Source organism: Methylobacterium sp. J-077, from assembly GCF_022829365.1.
Taxonomy (GTDB): domain Bacteria; phylum Pseudomonadota; class Alphaproteobacteria; order Rhizobiales; family Beijerinckiaceae; genus Methylobacterium.
Genome location: NZ_JAKSYJ010000078.1, coordinates 115,814 through 134,142, shown reverse-complemented (window position 1 = coordinate 134,142; position 18,329 = coordinate 115,814). Strand labels below are relative to the sequence as shown.

Sequence of the window (18,329 nt, the reverse complement as noted above, 5' to 3'; positions counted from 1 at the left end):
GCGGAAACTCCGGGCCGTCCCCGCGCGTAAGCGGGGCGTGAACCGAGGAATCCCGCCCGCATGAACGCCTTCATCGCCGTCGTCCTGGTCTGCGCCAACGGTCTCGCCCAGGAGGCCTGCACCGATGCCGAAGCGCTGGAGGTGCGAAAAATTCGAGTCGCCAACGAGCTCGGCTGCGCCACCGGCTGGCAGGAGATCATCGCCCGCACCGAGCGGCGCGAGGAGATCGGCAAGACCGCCTACCTCAAGACCGAGTGCCGCCGGGTAAAGGAGCCGCAGTGAACCGGCGGCTCCGGGCTGCGCTACTTGTCGTACTTGATGTAGGCGAAGCGCGGATCGGACGGCGTGCCGTCGAGCCCCTGTCCCTCCAGGGCCGGCTGCCAGGACACGACCTCCTCGATCTTCCGGGCCAGGGCGAAATCCTTGTCGGTGATGCCCTTGGCCGCGTGGTTCATCAGCCGCACCTCGACCCAGGCATAGGAGGCGGTGATGTCGGGGTGGTGCCAGGCGGCCTCGGCGAGATGGCCGACGGTGTTGATCACCATGAGTGTGCCCTTCCAGCCCGCCGTCTTGTAGGTGCGGCGGATCCAGCCGCCCTCCAGCCGCCACTCCGGCAGCTCGGCCTTGAGCCGCGCCTCCACGGCCGCCTCGTCCAGAGCACCCTCGCGCCGTTCGCTCATCCGTCTCGTCCTTCTCGTGCCGTCGTCGACGGACGACGGTGCCCGTGCCGCCGGCGGCGCGCAAGCGGGCAGGGACATTCGCCGCGGTGGACGGCGTGCCATGCGGGCCCTATGACCTTTTTCCAATGGCGCCAGGACAAGTCCACGCCCAAGTCTGCGGTCCTCCAAGTCTGCGATCTCCGAAGACCGCGCAATACGATGGGAGAAGGCGTGATGCTGTCACGGCGCGCAATGCTCGCCGGCGGCCTGCTCGGCGGCCTCGGCCTGCGGGCGGCGCGGGCGGACGTGCCGGTGATCCGCCTCGGAAGCCTCCCGTTCGGCACCTCGACCTGGGAAGCGGCGGTGATCAAGGCCCGCGGCCTCGATACCGCCAACGGCTTCCAGCTCGACGCGGTCAAGCTCGCCGGCAACGACGCGGCGCGGATCGGCTTCATCGGCGGGCAGGTCGACACGATCATCGGCGACCTGCTCTGGGCGGCGCGGCTAGGCAACGACGGCCAGGCGGTGCGCTTCATCCCGTACTCGACCTCGGAGGGCGCCGTGATGGTGCCGGCCGACAGCCCGATCAAAAGCCTCAAGGACCTCGACGGCAAGCGGTTCGGCGTCGCCGGCGGCCCGCTCGACAAGAACTGGCTGCTGCTGAAGGCTCAGGCCAAGGATGCCGCCGGGATCGACATGGAGCATGCCGCCGAGATCGCCTACGGCGCGCCGCCGCTGATCACCCTGAAGCTGGAGCAGGGCGCCCTCGACGCGGCGCTGACCTACTGGACCTATTGCGCGCGGCTCGAGGCCAAGGGCTTTCGCCGGCTGGTCGGCGCCGAGGACATCATGCATGCGCTGGGCGTAGCCGGCGACGTCTCCCTGATCGGCTACCTGTTCCAGGACGTGACCGTGAAGGAGAAGCCAGAGGCGGTGGCCGGTTTCGCGCGGGCGTCCCGCGCCGCCAAGGAAATGCTGGCCGCCGATCCCAGCACCTGGGACGTCGTGCGCCCGCTGATGGCGGCCGAGAACGACGCGACCTTCGAGGCGCTCAAGCGCGATTTCTTGGCCGGCATCCCGCGTCGCCCGGTGGCGGCGGAGCGCGCCGATGCCGAGCAGCTCTACGCGGTCATGTCCCGCCTCGGCGGCGCCCGCCTCGTCGGCAAGGGCGCCGGGCTGCCGCCGGACCTCTATTACGACAGCGGCCGCAATGGTTGAGCGGCCTCGTAGGCTGCCCGTAGCATCGTGGCTTCGGATGACCGGACTCGCATGGGCGCACTGACCCGTATCGCGTCCCTCGCCGTGCTCGTCGCCGCCTGGCAATTCGCCGCGCTGGAGGCTGGGTCGCGCCTGTTGCCCGCCCCGATGGCGGTCTTGCGCTTCATCATCCAGGAGGCGGAGCGCGGCGACCTCGTCCACAATGTCGGGATCACGCTGCTCCGGGTGGCGATCTCCTTCGCCGTGGCGATGGTGCTGGGCATCTTGCTGGGCGTCGCCCTCGGGCGCTCGAAGGCCGCCGACCTGACCCTCGACACGCCGCTCCTCGTCCTGCTCAACACGCCGGCCCTGGTGATCACCGTGCTGGCCTATGTCTGGGTCGGGCTGACCGAGACCGCCGCGATCCTGGCGGTGGTGCTCAACAAGCTGCCGAACGTCGCGGTGATCGTCCGCGAGGGCGCGCGCAACCTCGATCCCGGCCTCGACGAGATGGCCCAGGCCTACCGGTTCGACCGGCGTACCTGGGCGCTCGACGTGCTGGTGCCGCAGCTCCAGCCCTACGTGGTCACGGCGGCCCGCTCCGGCCTGTCGCTCGCCTGGAAGATCGTGTTGGTGGTCGAGTTGCTCGGACGACCCGACGGGGTCGGCTTCGCGATCAACTACTACTTCGTGCAGAGCACCGATGTCGCCGCGATCATCGGCTACAGCCTCGTCTTCATGGCCGTGATGATCGGCATCGACGTCCTCCTCCTGCAGCGGCTCGAAGCCCATGTCCGCCGCTGGCGCTGAACCCGTCCTCCAGGTCGCGATCGCCGCGAAGGTCTACCGCTCCAAGGGCGCCGAGCCCGTGGAGGCGGTCCGCGATCTCGCCTTCGGCGTCGAAGCCGGCGAGATCGTCTGCCTGATCGGGCCATCCGGCGCTGGAAAGACCACCACGTTACGCATCCTGCTCGGCCTCGACACCGATTTCGAGGGCCGGGTCTCCGGCGCCGGGCAGACCGGCTTGGTATTTCAGGAGCCGCGGCTGCTGCCCTGGCGCAGCGTCGAGCACAATGTCCGGCTCGGTCTGCCGCGGGCACGGCGCGGCCGGAACCTCGACGGGCTATTTGCCAAGCTCGGCCTGACGCCCTGGCGCGGCAGCTACCCGAAGGCGCTGTCGCTCGGCATGCAGCGGCGGGTGGCCCTCGCCCGCGCGCTCGCCGATGATCCCCGCGTGCTGGTGCTCGACGAGCCGTTCGTGTCGCTGGACGATGCCGCCGCCGCGGAGCTGCGCGGATTGGTGGTCGACACGGTGGACTCCGCCGGCATGAGCGTCCTGATGGTGACCCACAACGTCGCCGAGGCGATCGGCATCGCGGATCGGTTGCTGCTGGTCTCGAAGCGGCCGGCGACGCTCATGGCGGACGTGCCCCTCGACCGACCGCGCGGGCAGCGCGACCGCGCCTGGGGCGAGGCGACCCGGGCGGCGCTGGCGGTGCGGCATCCCGGGATCATCGCGGAGTAGCGGGTGCTCCTGACAGGCAGCGGCCGGCGATCCCGAGGGCTCAGTTGGCCTTGGCGTCCACGTCCAGCCGGTCGAGCAGGGCCGCCGGCGAGCGGGCCGCGCCGATATCGATGAAGCCGATGCCGGCGGCCTCCTTGGACTTGGCGTGCAGGACGAGCTTGCCGGGCTTCATCACGAACTGCCCCATCGCCGCGCCGATGCCCTTGGCGGCTGCGGTGTTGCCCAGGATCACCGGCACGCCGAGCAGGCTGGCCGTGACGTATTCCTTGCGCAGTTCCTCCGGCTTCAAGCTGAGATCCTTCGACTGGGCGGCGAGAAACCGCTCGAACAGGCCGGCATTCTCGATCGTCAGATCGAGGGTCTTGGCGCTTCCTGTGAACATCAGCATCGTGGTGGCCGGCAGGGTGCCGTTGAACAGTTCCGGTCCGAAGCCGCCCAGCGTGCCGGTGATCCGGATCGTACCGAGGTCGCGGCCCGAGATCGTGACCTCGCGCAGCGACAGGTCGCGCGCCTTCTCGTCCAGCGCCGCGTCGGCCACGAGATCAAGGTCGAGATTGCGGTAGCCGTAGGCCGGCAGCGCGCCGACGATGGGCGCGCCGGCCACGAGATCCGCCGGCAGGCTCAGACCGGAAAGGGTGAGGCGACTGGCGCTCGGCAAGCCGTCCTGCGGGGGCCCGAACGACAAGGCGGCCTCGCGCAGGGCGACCCTGCGGGTGGGGGCCGGTGCGATCGTGACCGCGAGCGGGTCGCCGGACTTCGTCTCCGGCACCTTGGCATCCGCTGGCTTGGCCGGAACCGACTTGCCGGGTGCAGCCGCGCGGGGCGCAGGGCGCGGATCCTGCGGCGGAGGTTTCGGAAGTTCCGAGTCGGCCGGCAGGTCGATGCTCAGGTCGACCAGGGTCAAGCCGCCCAAGGCCGGCGTCAGGCGGCGCATCTCGGCATCGCTGAACCCGGGCCGGGTCTCGGGCTCGGCGGCGAAACTGCGCAGGGCCGCGATCGTCGGCGCCAGGGAGACGTTCGTGAGCGCGAGGCGCCCGAGATGCGCGCGCAGGCTCCCGCGCGAGAGGGTCATGTTTTCCAGGACCGTGCCGGATTCGGCACCGGTGGCGCCGTAGGTCGCCCGTCCGATCTCGAACAGGACCGGCCCCTGCGCATCGGTGTTGCTGACGCTCAGACCCTGCATGTCCAGGCTGCCCAGAGCGGTCGCCTCGATCAAGTCGGCGGCCGAGGCCGCGAAGGTCCGCCGGTCGTGCGGGGGCTGGAAGCCCGCGGCCACGATCGCGAAGGCGCCGTTCCAGCCATCCGGCACCTGCCGCCCGCCGAGGTCGCGGCCGTTCAGGCGCGCGATCTTCACGGTCGTGCCGCGCGCATCCGAGTAGGTCACGTCCGCCACCTGGATCGTGCCGTAGACCTTTTGCACCGGCCCCTTGCCGTCGCCCGGCACCGTGTAGAGGCGGCTCAGCGCCGCGAGGTCGAGATCGGTCGCCCGGACCTCGTCGTAGGTACCGTTGCCGCGATTCGGACCGGCCACCGCGCTCACTGTCGCACCCGCGGCGGTGAGCTCCCGGACGCGGCCGGATTTCACGTCCCGGGCGACCACGTCGCGATAGGTCACGGTCTGCCGGTCGTCGCCCGGGCCGGCATGCTCGGAGGTCAGGACCGGGATGGTCAGGCTGCCGGCGTCGAGCCGCGCCAGCCGCGTCTCCCAGGTCTCGGAAGAATCCGATTTCAGGATCGCCGCCAGTTCGTCCTTGGACAGGCGCGTGCCGCTGGCCGTCAGCTTCGGCGCCCGGAGCAGCGTGCCGCCCAGCGGCAGCACGACATCCGTGACAGTGACGTCCTGGACCGCGGCGGCGCCTTCCTGGGCCGCCAGCGGGGCGGGCAGCCCCATGCCGGCGAGGCAGGCGAGGGCGCAGGTCGCGGCCAAAGCCGACCGGAGGCGGGATCGGGCCTTCGGATGGATCATGGGTTCGTCCGGATCACGGCTCAGGCGGGGTCTCCGCATGGGTGGCGCGTTTTACCGGTCGAGGCAATCGCACACCGGGCGCGCAGGCTGTGAGCCGGCTCCTGTGTCGTAGACGCGCAACGGCTCCGACACGAGGAAGCCGTCGCGGCCGATCAGAGCGAGAACGAGGTGCCGCAGCCGCAGGAGGCGGTCGCCAATGGGTTCTCGATCTTGAAGGACTGGCCGATCAGGTCGTTCACGAAATCGATGGTCGAGCCAGACATGTATTCCAGCGAAACCGGATCGACGATCACGGTGGCGCCGTCGCGCTCGATCGCCACGTCCTGCGCTTCCCGGGACCGGGCGATGTCGAAGGCGTAGGAGAAACCGGAGCAGCCGCCGCCGTTGACGCTGATGCGCAACGACGCGCCCGGAGGCTCCGCGCCCATGATCTCGTTGATGCGCTTGGCGGCGCGGGGGGTCAGGGTGATCTCAGCCATCTGTGCTTTGGCCACGCAAGTGTCCGGTGGATGGCGTCACCCGGCCGTTGCCGAGCACGCCTAGGCCCACAAGATATGGGTTCGAGGCCCGCGCCGCAACGCGCCGGGCGGGGAGGGGTCATGAATAGGCTGCGCGAGATCGAGAGCGGACGCCGTGCGTCCGAACGGTGAGCGCTGGCGGGCGGCCTACGCCACGGATCCGTCGCGGACGCGCGGACGGCTGATCGCCGAAGCATCCTCGCCGACCCGCAGCGATTTCCAGCGCGACCGGGACCGGATCATCCATTCGACGGCGTTCCGGCGCCTGAAGCACAAGACCCAGGTCTTCGTGCATCACGAGGGCGACCATTACCGCACCCGCCTGACCCATACCCTGGAGGTCAGCCAGATCGCCCGGGCGCTGGCCCGCGCTCTGGGGCTCGACGAGGATCTGGCCGAGGCCTTGGCGCTGAGCCACGACCTCGGCCACACCTGCTTCGGCCATACCGGTGAGGACGCGCTCGACGCCTGCATGGCGGCCCATGGCGGGTTCGACCACAACGCCCAGGCCCTGCGGATCGTCACCCGGCTCGAGCGACGCTACGCCGGGTTCGACGGCCTCAACCTCGCCTGGGAGACCCTGGAGGGGCTGGTCAAGCACAACGGGCCGCTGCTCGACCGGGACGGGCAGCCGACCGCGCGCTACGCCGAGCGCGGCATCCCGGCCGCGATCCTCGAATACGATGCCCTGAACCCGCTCGACCTGTGGAGCCAGGCCGGCCCGGAGGCACAGGCGGCGTCGCTCGCCGACGACATCGCCTACGCGGCGCACGATCTCGACGACGGCCTGCGCGCCGGCCTGTTCGAGATTCCGCACCTGCGCGCCGTGCCGTTCCTGGCCGATCTGCTCGACGAGATCGACCGGCTGCATCCGGGCCTCGAACCGTCCCGGGTGATCCACGAACTCGCCCGGCGGGTGATCACGCGCTTCGTGGAGGACGTGATCCGCGAGGGCGGCCGCCGGATCGCTGCGCTCGATCCACGCAGCGTGGAGGACATCCGCCACGCGGCCGAGCCGGTCATCGCGTTCTCGCCGGCCATCGTGGCGGCCGATGCCGAGATCATGCGATTCCTGTGGGCGCGGATGTACCGGCACCCGGGCGTGGTGGCCGTGCGCAAGAAAGCCGACGCGATCGTCAACGACCTCTTCTCGGCCTTCACGGCTGCGCCGTCGCGGATGCCGGACGAATGGAGCTCCGGACTGGCGGACGCCTCCGAGGGCCGCATCGCCCGGCGGGTCGCCGACTACATCGCCGGCATGACCGACACCTACGCGGTGTTGGCCCACCGCAAGCTCTACGCGACGACGCCCGACCTGTACTGGGAATTGCCGAGCCGGGGCCTGCCCCTCACCGAACCGTGAGCTCCGGCGAGGGGGTTTGGGCGATCAGCAGCCGCAGCCGCAGGTGAAGCTGCCGTAGCAGCCGGATCCGTAACCGCCGTACCCGCCGCCGTAGGCGGCCGGGTAGGCGTAATCGTAGCCGCCATAGGCCGCCGGGTAGCCATAGCCGTAACCGCCCCCGCCATAGCCATAGCCGCCATAGAGGCTGCCGGCCGCGAGCCCGAGACCTAGGCCGATTCCGGCGCCCGCCAGACCGTAGCCGAGGCCGCGGCCATAGCCGCCGCGGTATCCGTAGCCGCGACCATAGCCGTAGCCGCGGCCGTAACCGCCGCGCCCGGCGAAGCCGCCGTGATAGCCGCCGTAACCGCCATGGAAGCCGGCGCCCCGGAAGCCGCGGGCCTCGGCGCTGGGCACCGCCAGGACCACCGCGCAGAGCGCCGCGCCCGCCATCATCAAGGTCTTCATGAAGATCTCCGAGATCGAGAATTTTGCGATCGGATCGATCACATAGATTCACGCCGGCCAAGACAAGATGCTCCCGGGTGCTTCGGTAGTCATCGCGTGGGGATAAACTGTGCGCGTTCGACCGAATGCCGATGCGTTTCGATAGCGCGGTTAACGCCGGCTTGCGGCGCAGGCCGACCCGGACATGCAGCCGCCGTGACACCCTCCCGCCCCCTTGCTAGACGGCTTCGTGCGGGCGCCGGCCGAGACGGCCGGGCGGCAGCATCCCCCGCGCGAGCGAGACCGAGACCGATGAACATCTTCGCCCTGTTCGAGGCGCGCGTGCGCGAGGCCGTGGAGGCGCTGACCCGCGCCGGCCAGCTGCCGGAGGGCCTCGACCTCGGCCGCGTCGTCGTCGAGCCGCCGCGCGACTCTTCTCACGGGGATCTCGCCACCAACGCCGCCCTAGTCCTGGCGAAGGAAGCGAAGACCAACCCGAAGGCACTCGGCGAGGCGCTGGCCGCGGAGCTGCGCGCCGATCCGCGGATCTTGGAGGCGAGCGTCGCCGGCCCAGGCTTCATCAACCTGCGCCTGGCGCCCGGGATCTTCCACGACGTGATCCGCAGCGCGCTCGCGGATCCCGAGCGGTTCGGCCGCGCGCAGCTGCAGGGCGGCCCGATCAACGTCGAGTACGTCTCCGCCAATCCCACCGGGCCGATGCATGTCGGCCATGGCCGCGGCGCGGTGTTCGGCGATGCCCTGTGCAATCTCCTGGTCGCGGCCGGGCGGCAGGTGACGCGCGAATATTACATCAACGATGCGGGTGCCCAGGTCGATGTGCTGGCCCGCTCGGCCTACCAGCGCTACCGAGAGGCACTGGGCGAACCCTTCGCCATCGCCGAGGGGCTCTATCCCGGCGACTACCTCAAGCCCGTCGGCGCCAAGCTCGCCGAGACGCATGGCCGCGCGCTCCTCGACCAAGCGGAGGCCGCGTGGCTGCCGGTGGTCCGCGAAGTCGCGCTCGGCATGATGATGGACATGATCCGCGCCGATCTGGAGGCGATCGGCATCAGGCACGACGTGTTCTTCTCCGAGCGGACGCTCCAGCAGAGCGGGGCCGTGAAGGCGCTGCTTCAGGAGTTGCGCGAGAGAGGTCTCGTCTACGAGGGCCGCCTGCCGCCGCCCAAGGGCCAGCTGCCCGAGGATTGGGAGGATCGCGAGCAGACGCTGTTCCGCACCCAGGAATTCGGGGACGACACCGACCGGCCGCTGCTCAAGTCGGACGGCTCCTACACCTACTTCGCCTCCGACATCGCCTATCACCGGGCGAAGTACCTCGCGGGCGCCACCGAGCTGATCGACGTGCTCGGCGCCGACCATGGCGGCTACGTCAAGCGGATGCAGGCAGCCGTTAAGGCGGTCAGCGACGGCAAGGCGACGCTGGACGTCAAGCTCTGCCAGCTGGTGCGGCTGTTGCGCGCGGGCGAGCCCGTGAAGATGTCGAAGCGGGCCGGCGAGTTCGTCACCCTGCGCGACGTGATCGACGAGGTCGGCCGCGACGCGATCCGGTTCATGATGCTCTACCGGAAGAACGACGCGACCCTCGATTTCGACCTGGCCAAGGTGGTCGAGCAGTCGAAGGACAACCCGGTCTTCTACGTGCAATACGCCCATGCCCGGGTCCGCTCGGTGCAGCGGCAGGCGCGCGAGGCGTTCCCGGGGGCGGACCTGTCCGCCCCAGCGTTGCTGCGCGAGGCGGAGTTCGGTGTTCTCAGCGATCCGGGTGAGATCGAGGTGATGCGGCTGATCGCCCAGTACCCGCGGGTCCTGGAATCGGCGGCGCTCGCGCACGAGCCGCACAGAATCGCGTTCCATCTCTATGAAATGGCCGCTGCGCTTCATACTTTATGGAACAAGGGCAAAGACTTGCCGCAATTACGGTTTGTTAATGCAACCGATCGAAAGTCGACCTGGGCGCGGCTGGCGCTCGTCGAGGCTCTCCGGAGTACCCTCGCGGCCGGCCTCGCGGTTCTCGGTGTGACCGCGCCGGACGAGATGCGATAGGCTCGATGACCATCGGGCCGGTGATCGGCGCTGATGTGAGGATGCTGCCATGACGAACGCTTCGCGCGCTCAGGTCGATTTGGACGCCCTCGCGCGCGATCTGCGTCAGGATCAGGCCCGCGCCGCCGCGGGCGGCGCCAAGCCCGACCCGCTGGCCGAGCTCGCCCGCATCGTCGGGCAGGACGACCCGTTCCGCGCGCTGCTGGCGGTACGGGACGAGATGCGCGGCGCGGCCACTGCGCAGCCGCAGGCCGCCTGGGATGGCCGGGTCGAGCCGAGCTTCGCCCCCGAGCCGGCCAAGCCGAACCCCGCCGACGCCTTCGATCAATACCTGGCCTCGGTGGAGCGCGACACGCACGAGGAGCCCGTGGCTTACGGCGCGGAGACTGAGCAGGGTCTCGGCGCCGCTGAGTACGAGGACGGCCGCTCCCTGCGTCGCGTGAACCCGCGACGGCGCCTCGCCTCCGTGGGGGCCGGCATCGCGATCGTCGCGGTCGCCGTCACGGGCGCGCTCACCTACAAGGGGCTTCACGGTTCGAGCAGCGGCGGCGGCGTGCCCGTCGTCCAGGCCGATTCCACGCCCCTCAAGGTCGCCCCGAAGGTCGCCGACGGCGTCGAGATCCCGGACCAGAACCGGCAGATCTACGACAACAACAAGGGCAAGGCGAAGGACGGCCAGATCAAGATCGTCAACCGCGAGGAGCAGCCGATCGACGTGGCCGAGGCGGCCCGCGCGGCGCAGGGCACCGGCCCCGCCGGTGGCGCGCAGAGCGGCACCACGCCGGGCAACGGCCCGTTCGAGGCGTTCGGCGAGCCGCGCCGGGTCCGGACCGTGGCGGTGAAGCCGGAAGCCCCGCCCGCGCCGGTGCAGCGCGAGGCGCAGGCCGACGCCGGTCCGGCCCCGATCCCGACCATGGTGCTGCCGACCGACGAGCCGCCGCAGCAGCCGAAGGCCCGGCCCGGCCGCCAAGCCGCCGCGGCGCTGCCGCCGCCCGCGCCGGAACCGGTCCAGGCACCGCCGTCGCCCACCCCGGTCGAGGCCGCCCCGGCAAAACCCGTGGCCGTGAAGCCGCCGAAGGCCGTGCAGCGCGTCGCGTCCGTGGCCGCGCCCGCCCCGGAGGCGCCGGAGGCCGTCGACGACACCGTCAAGACCGGCTCGGTCGGCGGGTTCTCGGTCCAACTCGGGGTGCGCGGCAGCGCCGCCGAGGCCAAGGCCGCGCTCAAGCAGATGCAGGCCAAGTACAGCGAGCTCGCCGGCAAGCCCGAGCTGATCCGGCAGGCCGAGGTCAACGGCAAGACGATCTTCCGCGTCCGCGTCGGGCCACTGGCCAAGAATGAAGCCGCGAGCCTGTGCACCGCCCTGCAGGGCGAGGGCGGCCAGTGCTTCGTGGCGAAGAACTGAGGCCGCGTTAGCCGGGCAACCGGGGCGCCCCCTCCCGAGCATGCTGCCGGATTTAAAAATCTGCGGATGAGGCTCGGATCCCCTCTCCCGTGCGGGAGAGGGACAGGGTGAGGGGCGAGACTTTTCCGGAGAAACCTGATCCCTCACCCCAACCCTCTCCCGCACGGGAGAGGGGAAGCGTCTCGGCCTCCACAGGGCGCTGTGGGAACATCGCACAGAGCGGGGAGGCGGAGGGCTTCAACGTAAAACGCGAGTCCCTCCCGCAACACCCCGTCCCCCTTTACACTTCAGCTGAGCCGGGCCCGCGGTTTCGCCTTGCCGGCTCCCCTTTCCCGCCCGACTCTGCCGGCACCGATTCGCCGGACCCGCCGTTTCCCCGCCGCACCCGCGTGGCCACCGAGAAGCTTGAATGACCGCCCGTGCCCTGATCCTCGGCTGCGCCGGCAAGACGCTCTCCGCCGAGGAGGCCGCCTTCTTCCGGGACGTGCGGCCCTGGGGCTTCATCCTGTTCAAGCGCAACATCGGCACGCCGGACGAGGTGCGCGCCCTGACCGCGTCGCTGCGCGCGTGCCTGGGATCTGCCGCAGCGCCGATCCTGATCGACCAGGAGGGCGGCCGGGTCCAGCGGATGGGGCCGCCGCACTGGCCGGCCTATCCGGCGGGCGGCCGCTACGGACGCCTGAACGGCAGCGCCACCGCGATCGCCCGGCTCGGCGCCCGCCTGATGGCGCACGATCTGGCCGAGGTCGGCATCAACGTCGATTGCGCGCCGGTGCTCGACGTGCCGGCCCCGGGATCGCACGACATCATCGGCGACCGGGCCTACGGCTCGAACCCGGATTCAGTGGCCGAGATCGGCCGGGCCGTGGCCGAGGGCCTGATCGCCGGCGGCGTCCTGCCGGTGATGAAGCACATGCCCGGCCATGGCCGCGCCGCCTGCGACAGCCATCACGGCCTGCCGGTGGTCGAGGCGACCCTTGAGTCCCTGGCCGCCCAGGATTTCCGGCCGTTCCAGGCGCTCGCCGACCTGCCGATGGCGATGAGCGCGCACGTGGTCTTCACCGCGATCGAACCGGATCGGCCGGCCACGCAGTCGGCCGCCGTCATCCGTGACGTGATCCGCGGCGCCATCGGCTTCGACGGCCTCCTGATGACCGACGACCTGTCGATGCACGCGCTCACCGGCACGTTCCGCGACCGGACGCAGGCGGCCTTCGCGGCGGGGATCGATATCGGGCTGCATTGCAACGGCGCGATGGATGAGATGCGCGCCGTCGCCGAAGCCGCCCCGACTCTGGCGGGCGAGGCCGCCCGGCGCGCCGCCGCCGCTTTGGCGCGCCTCGACCGCGCTGACGATGGAATCGACGTGCCCGAGGCGCGCGCCCGGTTCGCAGCGGCGCTCGCCACCGCGGCCTAACGGAGTATCGTTCTCCGAAAGCCGGCAACGGCCTGTCGGGACGAGGCTTCAACCCGCGGCCTTCCACCGCCCCTGCGCCCGCCTCTGCTTGTGTTCGGGCGGTCCGATCCCTAGGTTCGCCTGGAAATCTTCAACCGGTCGTGGCGTCACGCACCCACAGGTGGGCGCAGGCAGGTCGACGCACGCAGGAGGTTGCCATGGGCAGCATGAGTATCTGGCACTGGGTCATCGTTGCCGTCATCGTCATGCTGCTGTTCGGACGCGGCAAGGTCTCCGACCTGATGGGCGACGTCGCCAAGGGCATCAAGGCGTTCAAGAAGGGCATGGCCGAGGACGAGACGCCTCCGGCGAGCCAGCCGGTGCCGCCGCCGAGCGAGCCGGTCCGCACCCTCCCGCACACCGCCGAGACCAGCCCCGGGACCGCGATTCCCGCGAGCCATCTGCCGGGCGGCGAGCGCAAGCCGGTCTGAGGGCAAGCCGATCTAGGGACTATCAGGGCGCGCGCCCTCGTGTAGAGCCTGACGGGGTTCGGGCTCGGGTCCGGATCCCAGGGCAGCAGGACCGTCGACGACATGCTGGACATGAGTTGGGGCGAGGTGATGCTGATCGGCGGCGTCGCCCTCATCGTCATCGGGCCGAAGGATCTTCCGAAGGCGCTGCGCACCGTCGGGCAGATCACCACGAAGCTGCGCCGCATGGCCGGCGAGTTTCAGATGCAGTTCAACGAGGCGATCCGCGAGGCCGAGCTCGACGAGGTTCGCAAGGAAGTCGACGGCATCCGCAACACCGTTCGTGCCGCGAGTTCCGGCTTCAACCCGGTCCAGACGATCCGGGACGAGTTGAAGGGTGCGGTCGAGGGCCGGGTCGCCGCCCGGCAGGGCTCCGAAACCCTCGGACCCGAGAAGCCGGCGCCGGATGTGCGCTCGCTGGCCGACGCAACGGCGCAGCTGAAGGCCGAGCAGGAGGCCACCGCGTCGGCCGGCGCCGAGCCGGAGCTGGCCGCTGCCGAGCCGGCAGCACATTCGCAGCCGGTTCAGCACGCTGCCTCAGAGGAAACGCCACTCCCGATCCCCGGCTCGGTCGACGATCCCTATGGGCCGCCGCCCGAGCCTGAACCCACGCACGACGCCCCCATGGACCCGAAGAACGGCACTGCCGTCCGATGATCAGCGACGCCGACGAGGCCGAGATCGAAGCGTCCCGGGCACCGCTGCTCGAACACCTGATCGAATTGCGTGCGCGGCTGATCAAGTCGCTGATCGCCTTCGTGGTGATGTTCTTCTGCTGCTTCTTCTTCTCGCGGGATATCTACAACATCCTGGTCTACCCCTACGTCTCGATCGTAGGCGTGCAGAATGCCGAGCTGATCGCGACGCATTTCCTCGAACAGGTCTTCACCAACATCAAGCTCAGCGTGTTCGGCGCCGCGTTCCTCGCCTTCCCGGTGATCGCCACGCAGATCTACGCCTTCGTGGCGCCCGGCCTCTACCGCAACGAGCGCAAAGCGTTCCTGCCCTACCTGGTGGCGACGCCGATCTTCTTCATTCTCGGCGCGCTGGTCGTCTTCTTCCTGGCAATGCCGTTATTGATAAAATTCTCGGTATCGCTGCAGCAGGTCGGCGTCGCGGGTGAGCCGACGATCAAGCTGCTGCCAAAGGTCGACGAGTATCTCTCGCTGATCATGACGCTGATCTTCGCCTTCGGCATCGCGTTCCAGCTCCCGGTGATCCTGACCCTGCTCGGCCAGATCGGCATCATCGACGCGGCCTTCCTGCGCGAGAAGCGCCGCTATGCGATCGTCCTGGTCTTCGTGATGGCCGCAGTGCTGACGCCGCCGGACGTGATCTCGCAGCTCTCGCTGGCGATCCCGATGCTGCTCCTCTACGAGGCGTCGGTGTTCTCGGTGGCCCGGGTCGAGAAGCTGCGCGCAGCGCGGCGGGTCGCGGACGGGCTCGATCCGTAGGGATCGGATCGACAAGTCCGGGTTTCAAAAGGTCTCGGACCTTTTGCGGGTCCAGAGCGGAGCCCTGGCAGATCGGGGCTGCGCGCCCCGAACCCCGCCAAAGAGCCGGAGGCCCTTTGGAAAACCGATCGTGCGCTACGCCGTCCGCAACAGCACGTGCCGCTTCTTGCCGAAGGACAGCTTGATCACGCCATCCTGGGTCAGGTCCGCCGGCGTCAGCATCGCCTTCTCGTCCGTCACCGCGACATCGTTGACCCGCAGACCCCCACCCTTGATCTGGCGCCGCGCCTCGCTGGTCGAGGGCACGAGCTTGGCGATCTCCGGCCCGAACGCGGTGAGCACGCCGAGCCCGGCTTCCAGGGTCACGGCCGGCACGGTGAGGCTCGGCAGATCCGCGGCCAGCGTCCCTTCGACGAACGTCTTCCGCGCGGTCTCGGCGGCGGCCTCGGCGACCTCGCGGCCATGCATCAGCGCCGTGGCCTCGGTGGCGAGCACCGTCTTGGCCGCATTGATCTCGGAGCCGGCCAAAGCCGCGAGCCGCGCGATCTCGTCCATCGGCAGCAGCGTGAACAGCTTGAGGAAGCGGGCCACGTCCGCGTCTTCGGTGTTGCGCCAGAACTGCCAGTAATCGTACGGCTTGAGCATGTCGGGGTTGAGCCAGACCGCGCCGGCGGCGGTCTTGCCCATCTTGGCACCCGAGGACGTGGTCAGCAGCGGGCAGGTCAGGGCGTAGAGCTGGGGCGTGCCCATGCGCCGGCCCAGATCGATGCCGTTGACGATGTTGCCCCACTGGTCCGAGCCGCCCATCTGCAGGATGCAGCCGTAGCGGCGGTTCAGCTCGACGAAGTCGTAGGATTGCAGGATCATGTAGTTGAATTCCAGGAACGACAGTTCCTGGTCGCGCTCCAGGCGCAGGCGGACGCTGTCCATCGACAGCATGCGGTTCACCGAGAAATGGCGGCCTATGTCGCGCAGCATCTCGATGTAGTTGAGCTTGGTCAGCCACTCGGCGTTGTCGACCATCACGGCGTCGCCCGCGCCCTCGCCGAAGCGCAGGAACCGGTCGAAGGTCTTGCGGATCTCGGCCTTGTTGGCGTCGATCTGCTCGACGGTCAGGATCTTGCGGGTCTCGTCCCGGCCGGACGGGTCGCCGACCCGGGTGGTGCCGCCGCCCATCAGGGCGATCGGCTTGCCCCCGGTGGCCTGCAGCCAGTGCAGCATCATGATCGACAGCAGGTGCCCGACATGGAGCGAGGCCGCCGTGCAATCGTAGCCGACATAGGTCGTGAGCCGCCCTTCGCGCGCGGCGGCGTCGATCCCGGCGAGGTCGGAGGTCTGGTGGATGTAGCCGCGCTCGGTCAGGATCCGCAGGAAGTCGGATTGCGGCGCAAGGCTCTCGGCATTCATGGCTGCGGTCTCGGATCGCGAGCCGGCGCGACAGGCCGAGGCTCTGCGTGCTAGCTCGCGCTGGGGTTCAGGATACGGCGCGCTCTTAGCAGGGCGTTGACCGAAAGGCACGGGGCAGGGCGGAATGGCGATGATGCGCGCGATCGGGCTGATGAGCGGCACCTCGCTGGACGGCGTCGACATCGCGCTGATCGAGACCGACGGCGAGCGGGTCCACGTCGTCAGAGGCCACAACAACTTCCTGGAGCCCCTGGGGCCGACCGGGTATCGCGGCTATACCGACGAGGAGAAGACGCTCCTGCGGGTGGCCACCAAGGATGCGGAGTCGGTGCTCCATCCGGGCGACCGGCCCGGACGCCTGCCCGAGGCGGAGGCGTTCGTCACCCAGGCTCATGCCGAGGCGGTCGAGCGTTTTCTCGCCGAGAACGGCTTGAGCGCCGAGTCCATCGACGTCATCGGCTTCCACGGCCAGACCGTGATCCACCGGCCGGACCAGCGCATCTCCATCCAGATCGGCGACGGGCAGGCGCTGGCCACCCGGCTCGGCATCCCCGTGGTCTCGGACCTGCGGCGGGCCGATATCGAGGCCGGCGGACAGGGGGCGCCGCTGGTGCCGGTGTTCCACAAGGCGCTGGCCGAGGCGTCGGGCTTCGACGGCCCGTTCGGCATCCTCAATATCGGCGGCGTCGCCAACGCGACGCTGATCGATTCCAAGGGCGGCGTGATCGCCTTCGATACCGGCCCCGGCAACGCCCTGATCGACGAGTGGATGCAGGAGCGCGAGGGCAAGAACCTCGACGATGGCGGCCGCACCGCCGCCCGCGGACGCGCCGACGAGCCCTTGCTCGCCTGGCTGCTGATGCACCCGTTCTTCTTGCGCCGGCCGCCGAAATCACTCGACCGGAACTGGTTCTCGCACAAGCTCGCCGGCCAGCTCTCGACGGAGGACGGTGCCGCGACGCTGACCGCGTTCACGGCGCGGGCGGTGGCCCGGGCGCTCGACCACGCCCCCGAGATCCCGACCCGCTGGATCGTCGCCGGGGGCGGCGCCCGCAACGGCGAGCTGGTGCGGCTGCTGAACTACCATCTGAGGGCCGAGATCACGACCGCGGACGCCATCGGCTGGTCCTCGGCCTACCTGGAGGCGCAGGCCTTCGCGTATCTCGCCGTGCGCTCGCTCCGGGGCCTGCCGATCACGTTTCCGCCCACCACCGGGGTGCGCGAGCCGATGACCGGCGGGGTGCTGGCGCGACCGAATGCCTGATCGCGGCGGGGAAACTCAGGGATGGCCCGGCGGTTGGGTCCCGATCAGATCGCGATCGGAATTCATACCTTGACCGAGACCTACCTGCGCTACCACGACGGGATCGAAACGCCGGCCCCGGACGAGAACGAGACGATCGACGCGATCATCGCGTCGATGACCCGCGAGAGCGAGACGACGGCGGCGCGTTACGGCCATGCGGTGCGCGCCTCGCACGCCAAGGTCACCGGCGTGGTCATCGGCGAGCTTCAGGTGCCGGACGACCTCCCGCCCGAGCTGAAGCAGGGCCTGTTCGCCAAGGGCGGCACCTATCCGGTGATCGTCCGCTTCGCTCAGGGGCCGGGCGAGTTGCTGAAGGACAGCGTCTCGACCCACCGGGGCATGGCGATCAAGGTGCTGGGTATCAAGGGCGAGAAGCTGCCCGGTCACGGCGCCGAGACCCAGGATTTCGTTCTCGCCACCGGCCCGGTCTTCCCGAACCCGGATGCCAAGGGTTTTCTGGGCAGTATGAAGCAGCTCGAGGCTGGGACAAAAGCGCCGGAAGCCGTGAAGGCCGTCGTCTCGGGCACCGCCCGGGTCCTCGATACGGTGGTGAAGGCGGTGACGGGTGAGAGCTCGCCGCTCCTCGACTTCTTCGGCCACGAGCCGCTCCATCCGCTGGCCGAGCTGTATTATTCGCAGGCCGCGCTGCGCTACGGCGACCATGTCGCCAAGATCGCCGCCTTCCCGGCCGGCGCGAAACAGGAGGCGCTCGCCGGCGAGAAACTGCACCCCGGCGAGGATCCGGACGCGTTCCGGCACGCGGTGACGGCGTTTTTCGCGGGCGACGCCGCAATCTTCGAGATCCGCGCGCAGCTCTGCACGAACCTCAACGACATGCCGGTGGAGGATGCCTCGAAGCGCTGGGACGAGACCGCGAGTCCCTATCGCACCGTCGCGCGCCTGGTCCTGCCGGCCCAGGATTCCCGATCGGAGGCGCGGAACCGCTACGCCGACGACGTCCTGTCCTTCCGGCCGGCCCACAGCCTCGCGGCGCACCGCCCGCTCGGTTCGCTGATGCGGGCACGGCTCAAGACCTATCAGGCGCTCTCCAGCTTCCGCCACGGCCGAAACCGGACGCCCGAGACGGAGCCGACCGCCATCGAGCAGGTCCCGGCGTAA

At 69.7% G+C, this 18,329-nt stretch carries 18 protein-coding genes; 13 read left to right on the top strand and 5 right to left on the bottom strand.

Features of this window, described 5'->3' with window-relative positions; translation table 11 throughout:
• Window positions 1-60 precede the first annotated feature (60 nt).
• Entirely contained in the window at window positions 61-282 is a 222-nt protein-coding gene (locus MKL11_RS05660; protein ID WP_243941084.1) for a hypothetical protein, read from the top strand.
• A gap of 20 nt (window positions 283-302) precedes the next feature.
• Here the strand turns inward: MKL11_RS05660 and MKL11_RS05655 are convergent, their stop codons facing one another.
• Window positions 303-680, bottom strand: a complete 378-nt coding sequence (locus MKL11_RS05655) for a 4a-hydroxytetrahydrobiopterin dehydratase (RefSeq protein WP_243941082.1) — start codon at window positions 678-680, stop codon at window positions 303-305.
• Window positions 681-893: 213 nt separating this feature from the next.
• On the opposite strand from MKL11_RS05655, the gene MKL11_RS05650 reads away from it, so the two are divergent.
• The 3 genes from MKL11_RS05650 to MKL11_RS05640 are packed head-to-tail and all read left to right on the top strand — an operon-like array spanning window position 894 to window position 3,381.
• Window positions 894-1,877: an ABC transporter substrate-binding protein gene (locus tag MKL11_RS05650; RefSeq protein ID WP_243941080.1), complete on the top strand. Its 984-nt coding sequence runs from the start codon at window positions 894-896 to the stop codon at window positions 1,875-1,877.
• 51 nt (window positions 1,878-1,928) lie between these two features.
• On the top strand, window positions 1,929-2,666 hold the full coding sequence (locus MKL11_RS05645) for an ABC transporter permease (RefSeq protein ID WP_243941078.1): 738 nt from the start codon (window positions 1,929-1,931) through the stop codon (window positions 2,664-2,666).
• Window positions 2,647-3,381, top strand: a complete 735-nt coding sequence (locus MKL11_RS05640) for an ABC transporter ATP-binding protein (protein WP_243941075.1) — start codon at window positions 2,647-2,649, stop codon at window positions 3,379-3,381. The genes MKL11_RS05645 and MKL11_RS05640 overlap by 20 nt, the downstream gene beginning before the upstream one ends.
• 40 nt (window positions 3,382-3,421) lie before the next feature.
• Here MKL11_RS05640 and MKL11_RS05635 read toward each other — a convergent pair whose 3' ends face one another.
• Together MKL11_RS05635 and MKL11_RS05630 are read right to left on the bottom strand one after the other, a co-directional pair.
• A complete protein-coding gene (locus MKL11_RS05635) occupies window positions 3,422-5,347 on the bottom strand; it encodes a hypothetical protein (RefSeq protein WP_243941073.1) in 1,926 nt (641 codons plus the stop codon).
• 152 nt (window positions 5,348-5,499) lie between these two features.
• Complete coding sequence (locus MKL11_RS05630; RefSeq protein WP_147856233.1) at window positions 5,500-5,826, bottom strand: HesB/IscA family protein; 327 nt, start codon at window positions 5,824-5,826, stop codon at window positions 5,500-5,502.
• Window positions 5,827-5,980: 154 nt separating this feature from the next.
• Here MKL11_RS05630 and MKL11_RS05625 point away from each other — a divergent pair, with 154 nt between their 5' ends.
• Complete coding sequence (locus MKL11_RS05625; RefSeq protein WP_243941071.1) at window positions 5,981-7,228, top strand: deoxyguanosinetriphosphate triphosphohydrolase; 1,248 nt, start codon at window positions 5,981-5,983, stop codon at window positions 7,226-7,228.
• A gap of 24 nt (window positions 7,229-7,252) precedes the next feature.
• Here MKL11_RS05625 and MKL11_RS05620 read toward each other — a convergent pair whose 3' ends face one another.
• Window positions 7,253-7,672 (bottom strand): hypothetical protein, encoded by a 420-nt coding sequence (locus tag MKL11_RS05620; RefSeq protein WP_243941069.1) that lies wholly within the window; start codon window positions 7,670-7,672, stop codon window positions 7,253-7,255.
• Window positions 7,673-7,963: 291 nt separating this feature from the next.
• Between MKL11_RS05620 and argS the strand changes: the two genes are divergently transcribed.
• The 6 genes from argS (at window position 7,964) to tatC (ending at window position 14,497) form a co-directional block, all read left to right on the top strand.
• The gene (argS, locus tag MKL11_RS05615; protein ID WP_243941067.1) at window positions 7,964-9,715 is read left to right on the top strand and encodes an arginine--tRNA ligase; all 1,752 of its coding nucleotides are present in this window, start codon (window positions 7,964-7,966) and stop codon (window positions 9,713-9,715) included.
• A gap of 49 nt (window positions 9,716-9,764) precedes the next feature.
• Window positions 9,765-11,117: an SPOR domain-containing protein gene (locus MKL11_RS05610; protein ID WP_243941065.1), complete on the top strand. Its 1,353-nt coding sequence runs from the start codon at window positions 9,765-9,767 to the stop codon at window positions 11,115-11,117.
• A 409-nt stretch (window positions 11,118-11,526) separates the two neighbouring features.
• Window positions 11,527-12,534, top strand: coding sequence for a beta-N-acetylhexosaminidase (gene nagZ, locus MKL11_RS05605; RefSeq protein ID WP_243941063.1), 1,008 nt, complete (start codon window positions 11,527-11,529; stop codon window positions 12,532-12,534).
• A gap of 197 nt (window positions 12,535-12,731) precedes the next feature.
• Window positions 12,732-13,004: a twin-arginine translocase TatA/TatE family subunit gene (locus MKL11_RS05600; RefSeq protein ID WP_243941061.1), complete on the top strand. Its 273-nt coding sequence runs from the start codon at window positions 12,732-12,734 to the stop codon at window positions 13,002-13,004.
• A 102-nt stretch (window positions 13,005-13,106) separates the two neighbouring features.
• Window positions 13,107-13,700 carry a Sec-independent protein translocase protein TatB gene (gene tatB, locus MKL11_RS05595; protein ID WP_243941059.1) on the top strand — a complete coding sequence of 198 codons (594 nt, stop codon included), beginning with the start codon at window positions 13,107-13,109 and terminating at the stop codon, window positions 13,698-13,700.
• On the top strand, window positions 13,697-14,497 hold the full coding sequence (gene tatC / locus MKL11_RS05590; protein WP_243941057.1) for a twin-arginine translocase subunit TatC: 801 nt from the start codon (window positions 13,697-13,699) through the stop codon (window positions 14,495-14,497). Before tatB ends, tatC begins: the two co-directional genes overlap by 4 nt.
• Window positions 14,498-14,632: 135 nt before the next feature.
• On the opposite strand, the gene tyrS is transcribed toward tatC, so the two are convergent.
• Window positions 14,633-15,904, bottom strand: coding sequence for a tyrosine--tRNA ligase (gene tyrS, locus MKL11_RS05585; RefSeq protein ID WP_243941055.1), 1,272 nt, complete (start codon window positions 15,902-15,904; stop codon window positions 14,633-14,635).
• Between the two features lie 124 nt (window positions 15,905-16,028).
• On the opposite strand from tyrS, the gene MKL11_RS05580 reads away from it, so the two are divergent.
• Window positions 16,029-17,168 carry an anhydro-N-acetylmuramic acid kinase gene (locus tag MKL11_RS05580; RefSeq protein WP_243941053.1) on the top strand — a complete coding sequence of 380 codons (1,140 nt, stop codon included), beginning with the start codon at window positions 16,029-16,031 and terminating at the stop codon, window positions 17,166-17,168.
• 69 nt (window positions 17,169-17,237) lie between these two features.
• Complete coding sequence (locus MKL11_RS05575; RefSeq protein WP_243941051.1) at window positions 17,238-18,329, top strand: catalase family protein; 1,092 nt, start codon at window positions 17,238-17,240, stop codon at window positions 18,327-18,329.

Coding starts and splice junctions, on each gene's coding strand:
- MKL11_RS05660 (WP_243941084.1), top strand. CDS start 61: ATGAACGCCTTCATCGCCGTCGTCCTGGTCTGCGCCAACGGTCTCGCC.
- MKL11_RS05655 (WP_243941082.1), bottom strand. CDS start 680: ATGAGCGAACGGCGCGAGGGTGCTCTGGACGAGGCGGCCGTGGAGGCG.
- MKL11_RS05650 (WP_243941080.1), top strand. CDS start 894: ATGCTGTCACGGCGCGCAATGCTCGCCGGCGGCCTGCTCGGCGGCCTC.
- MKL11_RS05645 (WP_243941078.1), top strand. CDS start 1,929: ATGGGCGCACTGACCCGTATCGCGTCCCTCGCCGTGCTCGTCGCCGCC.
- MKL11_RS05640 (WP_243941075.1), top strand. CDS start 2,647: ATGTCCGCCGCTGGCGCTGAACCCGTCCTCCAGGTCGCGATCGCCGCG.
- MKL11_RS05635 (WP_243941073.1), bottom strand. CDS start 5,347: ATGATCCATCCGAAGGCCCGATCCCGCCTCCGGTCGGCTTTGGCCGCG.
- MKL11_RS05630 (WP_147856233.1), bottom strand. CDS start 5,826: ATGGCTGAGATCACCCTGACCCCCCGCGCCGCCAAGCGCATCAACGAG.
- MKL11_RS05620 (WP_243941069.1), bottom strand. CDS start 7,672: ATGAAGACCTTGATGATGGCGGGCGCGGCGCTCTGCGCGGTGGTCCTG.
- argS (WP_243941067.1), top strand. CDS start 7,964: ATGAACATCTTCGCCCTGTTCGAGGCGCGCGTGCGCGAGGCCGTGGAG.
- MKL11_RS05610 (WP_243941065.1), top strand. CDS start 9,765: ATGACGAACGCTTCGCGCGCTCAGGTCGATTTGGACGCCCTCGCGCGC.
- nagZ (WP_243941063.1), top strand. CDS start 11,527: ATGACCGCCCGTGCCCTGATCCTCGGCTGCGCCGGCAAGACGCTCTCC.
- MKL11_RS05600 (WP_243941061.1), top strand. CDS start 12,732: ATGGGCAGCATGAGTATCTGGCACTGGGTCATCGTTGCCGTCATCGTC.
- tatB (WP_243941059.1), top strand. CDS start 13,107: ATGCTGGACATGAGTTGGGGCGAGGTGATGCTGATCGGCGGCGTCGCC.
- tatC (WP_243941057.1), top strand. CDS start 13,697: ATGATCAGCGACGCCGACGAGGCCGAGATCGAAGCGTCCCGGGCACCG.
- tyrS (WP_243941055.1), bottom strand. CDS start 15,904: ATGAATGCCGAGAGCCTTGCGCCGCAATCCGACTTCCTGCGGATCCTG.
- MKL11_RS05580 (WP_243941053.1), top strand. CDS start 16,029: ATGGCGATGATGCGCGCGATCGGGCTGATGAGCGGCACCTCGCTGGAC.